Below are 6,969 nucleotides of genomic sequence, written 5' to 3'. Positions count from 1 at the left end.
AACGCACCGGCCGCGGATTCCGCAACGCGGAGAACTACCGGACGCGTATCCTGCTCACCAGCGCCGCGAGAACCGTAGCGTGAATACCCGCCACAGCAGGGTCATTCACCACGAACCGCGAAGAGCCTGTTTAGCGCCATGTCGCCGCGGAAGAGGTGACTGAACAGGTTGGCGGTGGGGCCACCGGGAACGCCGCACGCGGGTTACTGGCGGGTAATAATGTTGTCCGCCAAGCATCAGCGTTCACAGTGCTGTCGGTCAAGGTCTTCGGAGGATCAGTTTTCTCGGCGATCGACGGCAGGGGAGTTTCGTCGGTTCCCCACACGTGCCCAGAGACCCCCGGGCCATCTCTCGACCACGAGGGCGCATCGTGGACACTCGCCCGCACACTGGCGATCCACACCCCACCCACCTGCGCGCACCGCAGCGGACAGCTGCTGGTCGGCTGGTGGAGACTCGAGCGGATCTGGGAGCGATTCGCGGACTTCACGCTCGAACTCCTCGAGTCACGGACCTTCGACGGGGGACTCCAACTCCTCGAGTACCGCCCCACGCCACTCACCGCACCGCCGGGGACCGCGTGGGACCGATGAGGGGTGAACGGTCCCCGGCTGACAGGACGGCCGTATGGATATGAGCTACTTCTGGACCGGCTGGTCACCCATCTGGCACACCCTGCTGATCGGCGGTGTCGGATACCTGACGCTGGTCATCATGCTCCGCGGGACGGGGCCGCGCACCATGGCGAAGATGACGCCGCTGGACTTCGTCATCGCTGTGAGCCTGGGGTCGGTGTTCGGCCGCACCGTCACCGCCGTCGACGTGAGCCTCGCCCAGGCGATCGTGGCGCTGGTGCTTCTGGTCGTCGTGCAGTGGGCGCTCGCGTTCGGCCGCTCGCGGTGGAGATTCATCCGCCGCGTCCTCGATTCGCCGCCGGTTCTCCTCTACTACGGCGGAGAACTGCAGCCCAAGGCCCTGCGCATACACCGGCTCACTGAGGTCGATGTCCACACTGCCGCTCGCCAGTCCGGACACGGCTCACTCGAGGGCATCCAGGCCGTGATCCTTCATCAGGACGGATCGCTGGGCGTCATCGGTCAGGACTCGATGGGAGACGGCTCGAGCCTGCTGCCGTACATCGAGCGCCACGACTGATCGCCGCTTCCGATGACGTCACCGGACAACATCCTGCTGCACCTTCCGCAGGCTGAGGAGCGGCAGGTGCGCGAGGTGTTCGCGCGCCTCGCGGAGCAGGGGTTTCCTCCGCAGCAGCAGACACCGCACATCACGATCACATACTCACCGATCATGGCTGTCGAGGCTGTTCGACGCGCTGCTGACCTGCTCCCGTCGGTGATCCCGTCTCCGTTCCGGCGGGTGGGCACCGTGGTCTTCGGAACGAAGCGCAAGCGGACCGTCGCATGGCTGCTCGAGACCACGGACGCGATGGAGAGCGCCGCCCGCGAGATCAGTGCGCTGAACCCCGAAAGCCGCGGTCGCAGCTGGACTCCCCACCTGACGATGGGGCTGCGGCTGCCGCGTGAGATCGTGCCTGATTACATCCGGGCTCTGGACGAGGTGACGTCTCCCCACTTCAAGCAGCTCACGGCTGTGCGGGCGGCGCACTGGATGCCTCGGATCCAGGAGCTCACCGTCCTTGCGGGTGCGAGCTCAGAACACCGGCGTGATCACCGGGAAACCGATCGCTGACTCCGCCTGCGTGCTTCGCATCCGCTCAGTTCGTCAGTGCGTCCACGACCTCCGGCAGTGCCGTGACGCCGTGCGCGGCGAGGAAGTGACGAGCTCCCGGCACCACCACGGTTCGCGCCTGCAGATTCCGGGCGAACGCGTCGGACAGATGCGGTGCGACGAGGGGATCGTCATCCGAGCGGATGACAGTGACGGCGCCGAGGTGCGGGCCGGCTCCCGGTAGATCCGCTCCTGCGAGGAACGGGCCGAGGCCGTCCGCGGCGAACGCGTCGAGGCCCTCGTCGCCGGTGCGCGTGAGCGGCTGGGCGAAGGGGGAGACCGCGACGAACGCACCCAACGAGCCGCCCGCCGTGACTGCGGCGAGCCGTTCGACGGCGCGCACTGCGGTGACGCAGCCGAGGCTGTGGGCGACGACCGCGACCTGGGGACCGAGCGCTCCGATCGCGTTCACGGCGGCCCCGACCCACGCCTCGGCATCGGGGGAGGCGGAGTCGGGCAGTGCGACGACCTCGGCGCCGGCGACCGTCTTAGCGACCCACGGGAACCAGTGGTGCTGCGGCGATGCGCGGAACCCGTGCAGGACGATGACCCGGTCGAACGGTGTGGCGGCAGGTGCGGTTCCCATACGCGGAACGATACGCGGAACGGTGAGCGGGCGACGGCCGATAGTCTGTCGACGACTGGTCGGCTGAAAGAGGGGAACGCATGCGCATCACACTGCCCGAGGCGCTCATCCCGCTGGTGCTGAGGGCCCGGAACGCCAACCGGCCCTTCGTGACGGAGCAGGGAGCCCACGACCGCATCCGCGAGCGGTTCCTGCGACCGGTGCAGTACGGTCCGCCGGCACGGCTGGAGGGCGTCCGAGTCGACCGCCGCCTCTCCGATCCCACCGGGTGGCCGGTCTACGATGTGCGGCCGGTCGATAGCACGCGCTCTGCGGCGGCGTCGTCCTCCGTCGTCGTGTACGTCCACGGCGGCGGGTGGGTCAAAGAGATCACCGGTCCGCACTGGAAGCTGATCGCTCGGATCGCCCGCGAGACGGGCCAGCGCGTGGTCGTGCCCATCCACCCGCTGGTCCCGCTCGGCACAGCGCGCGACGTGCGGGACGGCGTCGTCGACCTGGTGCGGCGTGAAGAGGGCTCCGGGTGCGCCGTGGCCATGGCCGGCGACTCGTCCGGCGGTCAGATCGTTCTGTCCGCGGTGCTGGCGCTCCGCGACGACGGACGAGTCCTGCCGTCCACGGTGCTCCTGTCGCCCGCCCTGGATCTGACATGGAGCAACCCCCTGATCGATGAGGTGCAGCCCCGCGACCCGTGGCTGGGCCGGCCGGGTGGACGGGTGCTGGCAGAGGCGTGGCGCGGAGACGACTCACTCGAAGACCCGGCAGTGAGCCCGCTGTTCGGCGACATGACCGGGGTCGGGCCCCTCACGATCCTCTCCGGCACGCACGATGTGCTGAACCCCGACGCGCACGTGCTGGGCGAGAAGGCGCAGGCCGCAGGCGTGCAGGTCACCCTGCACGAAGCGGAGGGGCAGCTGCACGTGTTCGCCCTCCTCCCGACGGAGGTCGGGGACCAGGGCGCGCGCCGCATCGTCGAGGCGCTGAGACCCGACCAGCGTGGACCCGACCAGCGGGGACCAGATCAGACGTCGTGACAGGCGCTCTGTATCCTCTGTGGTGTGGCGATGAGCAGGGATCCGAAGACGAGGACATGGCAATTCATCTGCATCGCTGGGGCGATCATCGGCGTCGTCTGCATGGTGGTCGTGGTCATCCTCGGTATGAACACGGGACGGATCGTCGCCGGCACCCCGGACGACCTCGTCGCGGTCGAGGATTCCGACGAGCTCCTCACAGGTCTGGAGCCGGGGCGCACGTTCTATCTCTACGCTCCTGAGGCAGCGGACATCGAACGCGGGCCTGGAATATTCGACGACGCGGGCGGGCCGCTCGACGAGATCAGTGCTCCGCAGGGCTGGCCCGGCGACTGCGAGTTCGACGGCCCGGATCTGTATGTCTTCGACACTCCTCGCATCGATGCGCCGATCGACGTCGACGGCGTGCCCTACGTGCCCATCCTGACGCTCATGAACGGAAGCGCGCCGGACGCCGACTACACCGCCGAGTGCGCGGCCGACGACCTGCTCGTCGGCACGTCCGTCGACTCGAAGGAGTTCCAGGTGCACGGCATGTTCTGGCCGGCTCTTCTGGTGGGCATCATCGGTCTGCTTGCGGTGCTCGTCGGTGCGGTTGCTCTGGCGGTCCTCAGATCGCCGACTGCCAGGAGGCGGTAGGCCTCAGCCGGTCGTTGGAGCACGACTTCAACGTCTTCGACGTCATGCATCACGGGACTCACGAGAAGCAGCTGTCCAATGTGTTCGCGTGGCTGCTGGACGTCGGTGGAACGCACGGTCTCGGCGATCGCTTCCTGCGAATCTTCATCGACGAGGTGAATGCTGCGCAGCCCGGGGGAGCGCCGTTCCCCCGTGAGACCTACCGGGTGCGGCAGGAGGTCAACACCGGAATCGGCCCGGACGACATCGACATAGCCGACATCGTGCTCACCGGTGAGACCGCCGCACTCGTCGTCGAGAACTACTTCACGTCGGACGGGCATCAGCACGGCTATGAGAGGTACCTGGCGTTCGGCCAGCGGGACGCACGCCGGGGAGGCGTGGTGATGCTGTGCCGTGACGAGGACCGATCCCGGCTGTCGGACGGCTGGCAGCAGTCGATCGTGGTGACGTACGGAGCGCTCATCGATCGTCTGCACAGCAGTGTCGACGGCGACACGGTGTACCGCAGCGAGAACCCCGACGCGCATTCGTTCATCGCGCAGATGCACCGGAAGTTCGTGAGTGAGGAGAGACGTGTGAGTGATCGCGATGTACTCGGATTCGTCACAGCGATGTGTGATTCCGGCGAGGCGGAACGGTACGGCTGGCGGAGCCAGGACCAGGTGGCAGAGGCGTTCGCCAGTGATCTCGCCGCGCAGGGCAGACAGCGATATGTCGAAGGCAGTGAGCTCCTCCAACGGATCAAGGGACGGCTCCGATCATTCAGCAACGAGATCTTGAATAGGCAGCTCACGAGTACTTTCGGAGACGACCACGTGGGCCCATCACTCGTGCCGTATAGAGGGCTCTATCAGTGGGCGGTTGATTTCACTGTCCACCATGTCGGTGTAGATTCGCCGGCGCCGCATGTCCAGCTGGCCTTCGGTCCGACCGCGTGGTTCGTCAATGAACGGCTTCCAGGTTGGACGCACACGATGGAACCGGGGATCGCTGACTACTCGCGTGTCTTCGTGCTGCGGCTGGATTCGAAGGAGCTCCTCCAGACACCAGTGACGCTGCCGGAAGTCCTCGATGGACTCGGAACGGCCGATCGTCGACTCCACGACGCGGTCGTCGAACTGTTGGCCCGGCGATCCAGCACACTGGGGGAATGACTACCAGCAGCCCACTCACCGACGTCCCCGCCTCACCGCACTCCGTCTGGGAGGACGTGTTCGGCATGGCGACCGGCGTGATCCTCGTGTCCTTCGGCCTGTACCTCCTCGAGGCGGCCGCCCTGGTGACCGGTGGAACCGCGGGTCTGTCACTGCTGCTGTCGCTGGGGACGGGATGGCCGTTCGGCCTGCTGTTCGTACTCGTCAACCTGCCGTTCTTCCTGCTGGCCATCCGGCGCAAGGGGTGGGTCTTCTCCGCGAAGTCTGCGGTGTCGATCGTCGCCAGTTGATACTATGCTAGAGCATACTTAGCCTGGATCCACCGATAAATTTGGTGTGAGTTCGGCGGTTTAACTGAAGAAGTGCCTTTTGACCTGGAATAATAGTAGTTGTTCACGCCACTATTTCTAGGATCAGAAAGGCACCTCTGAGATGCTATTCAATCACAGTGCTGCTGGTATTGCCTATTCGTTTGATGAACCGAATCTCGTGTCGTCGGCTGGGCTTGCTCCCGTGTTGCGGTTGGCGCAGTCTGCGGGGCTGAAACGTTTAGCTGATGAGTGGATCACGGTGGCTAATACTGGGGCCGATAAGGGTGCGAATCCAGGGACGAAGATCACGTCGCTGGTCGCTGGGATGGCTGCTGGTGCCGACAGCATCGATGACATGGATCTGCTGCGGCATGGTGGGATGAAATCATTGTTCCATCGGGTGTATGCGCCCTCAACACTGGGCTCACACCTGCGCGAATACACGCATGGGCATGTGAAACAATTAGCCGCAGTCGCTTCCAGGTTTCTGACCAACCTGAGTGACCACACGGACTTGTTGCCGGTCAGGTCACCGGATGGCACCGGTGGTGACATGGTCTTTGTCGACGTGGATGACACGGTTATTGAAGTCTTTTCGCCCAACAAACACGGTGCTGGAATCGGCTATAACAAACTGCGCGGCCTCAACGGATTGACCGCCACGATTTCCACAGCCAAAGCAGCACCGCTGGTGCTTGGTCAGCAGTTACGCAAAGGGGCAGCTCATTCGGTGCGAGGCGCTGACAAATTAGTCAGTGACAGCCTGGCCACTGCCAAACGCATCATCGATCCCGATACCCCTGTGTTGGCGCGGTTTGATTCGGCCTTTTATAGTGCCAACGTCGCCAAAGCAGTCCGCGCGGCTGGAGTCCACTACTCAGTGACCCTGCCCCAAAACGCTGCCGTGAAGAAAGCTATTGCTCACATCCCGGCCGAGGCCTGGAGAGGGATCAATTACCCACAGGCGATCTATGACGACGAAACGGGTCGATGGATCTCTGATGCGCAGGTGGCTGAAATTGATTTCACCGCCTTCTCGTCCAAAGCCCAAGAGGAGCAACTGGCTGGCCGGTTGGTGGTCCGCCGCATCCCGGAACTCAATACCACCAAACTGGCAGCCGCTCAAGGCCAGCTGTTTGACACGTTCCGTTATCACGCCTTCTTTACTACCGTCGAACAATCTGTCTTGGATACGGTGGCTGCAGACAAAGTCCACCGTCAACATGCCGTCGTCGAGCAGGTTTTTGCTGATCTCAAAGCCGGGCCATTAGCCCACATGCCCTCCGGGCGGTTTTATGCCAACGCGGCCTGGCTAGTCATCGCGGCCATCAGCCACAATCTGCTGCGAGCAGCAGGCAGTGTTGCCGGTGTGTGTGTGATCGACTATCTGTAGGCCGGTGGAGCAGAGGTTTCCCGCCATGTCAGTGGCAGGTTTCCTACCGAAAGAGCGCTAAGAATCCGGCCACCCCGCTGCACCCCGAAGCTGCGGGGTCCAG

Annotated in this window: 8 protein-coding genes and 1 pseudogene; 8 read left to right on the top strand and 1 reads right to left on the bottom strand. The window is 64.5% G+C overall.

What is annotated here, in order from left to right; translation table 11 throughout:
- The first annotated feature begins 155 nt into the window (after positions 1 to 155).
- From BSP109_RS16040 to BSP109_RS16030, 3 genes are read left to right on the top strand one after another with little or no spacing between them, the layout of a single operon-like run.
- Positions 156 to 593, top strand: a complete 438-nt coding sequence (locus tag BSP109_RS16040) for a hypothetical protein (RefSeq protein ID WP_146001206.1) — start codon at positions 156 to 158, stop codon at positions 591 to 593.
- 34 nt (positions 594 to 627) lie between these two features.
- Positions 628 to 1,155 carry a DUF421 domain-containing protein gene (locus BSP109_RS16035; RefSeq protein ID WP_101601939.1) on the top strand — a complete coding sequence of 176 codons (528 nt, stop codon included), beginning with the start codon at positions 628 to 630 and terminating at the stop codon, positions 1,153 to 1,155.
- 12 nt (positions 1,156 to 1,167) lie between these two features.
- Positions 1,168 to 1,710, top strand: coding sequence for a 2'-5' RNA ligase (locus tag BSP109_RS16030; protein WP_101601937.1), 543 nt, complete (start codon positions 1,168 to 1,170; stop codon positions 1,708 to 1,710).
- Positions 1,711 to 1,735: 25 nt separating this feature from the next.
- On the opposite strand, the gene BSP109_RS16025 is transcribed toward BSP109_RS16030, so the two are convergent.
- Entirely contained in the window at positions 1,736 to 2,335 is a 600-nt protein-coding gene (locus tag BSP109_RS16025; protein ID WP_087004717.1) for an alpha/beta hydrolase, read from the bottom strand.
- 80 nt (positions 2,336 to 2,415) lie between these two features.
- On the opposite strand from BSP109_RS16025, the gene BSP109_RS16020 reads away from it, so the two are divergent.
- From BSP109_RS16020 to BSP109_RS16000, 5 genes and pseudogenes are all read left to right on the top strand, one after another.
- Positions 2,416 to 3,366: an alpha/beta hydrolase fold domain-containing protein gene (locus BSP109_RS16020; RefSeq protein WP_101590147.1), complete on the top strand. Its 951-nt coding sequence runs from the start codon at positions 2,416 to 2,418 to the stop codon at positions 3,364 to 3,366.
- A gap of 30 nt (positions 3,367 to 3,396) precedes the next feature.
- Positions 3,397 to 4,005, top strand: coding sequence for a hypothetical protein (locus tag BSP109_RS16015; RefSeq protein WP_101601936.1), 609 nt, complete (start codon positions 3,397 to 3,399; stop codon positions 4,003 to 4,005).
- Positions 4,006 to 4,019: 14 nt separating this feature from the next.
- Entirely contained in the window at positions 4,020 to 5,162 is a 1,143-nt protein-coding gene (locus BSP109_RS16010) for a PD-(D/E)XK nuclease family protein (RefSeq protein WP_101601934.1), read from the top strand.
- Positions 5,159 to 5,452: a YitT family protein gene (locus BSP109_RS16005; RefSeq protein ID WP_101601932.1), complete on the top strand. Its 294-nt coding sequence runs from the start codon at positions 5,159 to 5,161 to the stop codon at positions 5,450 to 5,452. The genes BSP109_RS16010 and BSP109_RS16005 overlap by 4 nt, the downstream gene beginning before the upstream one ends.
- A gap of 169 nt (positions 5,453 to 5,621) precedes the next feature.
- Positions 5,622 to 6,842: pseudogene (locus BSP109_RS16000) on the top strand (IS1380 family transposase); the annotation flags it as partial.
- Between the last annotated feature and the right edge of the window lie 127 nt (positions 6,843 to 6,969).

The organism is Brevibacterium sp. Mu109, assembly GCF_900169375.1.
In the GTDB taxonomy this organism is placed as follows: domain Bacteria; phylum Actinomycetota; class Actinomycetes; order Actinomycetales; family Brevibacteriaceae; genus Brevibacterium; species Brevibacterium yomogidense_A.
The sequence above is the reverse complement of the archived record's forward strand: the minus strand, read 5'-3'. Positions and strand labels throughout refer to the sequence as shown.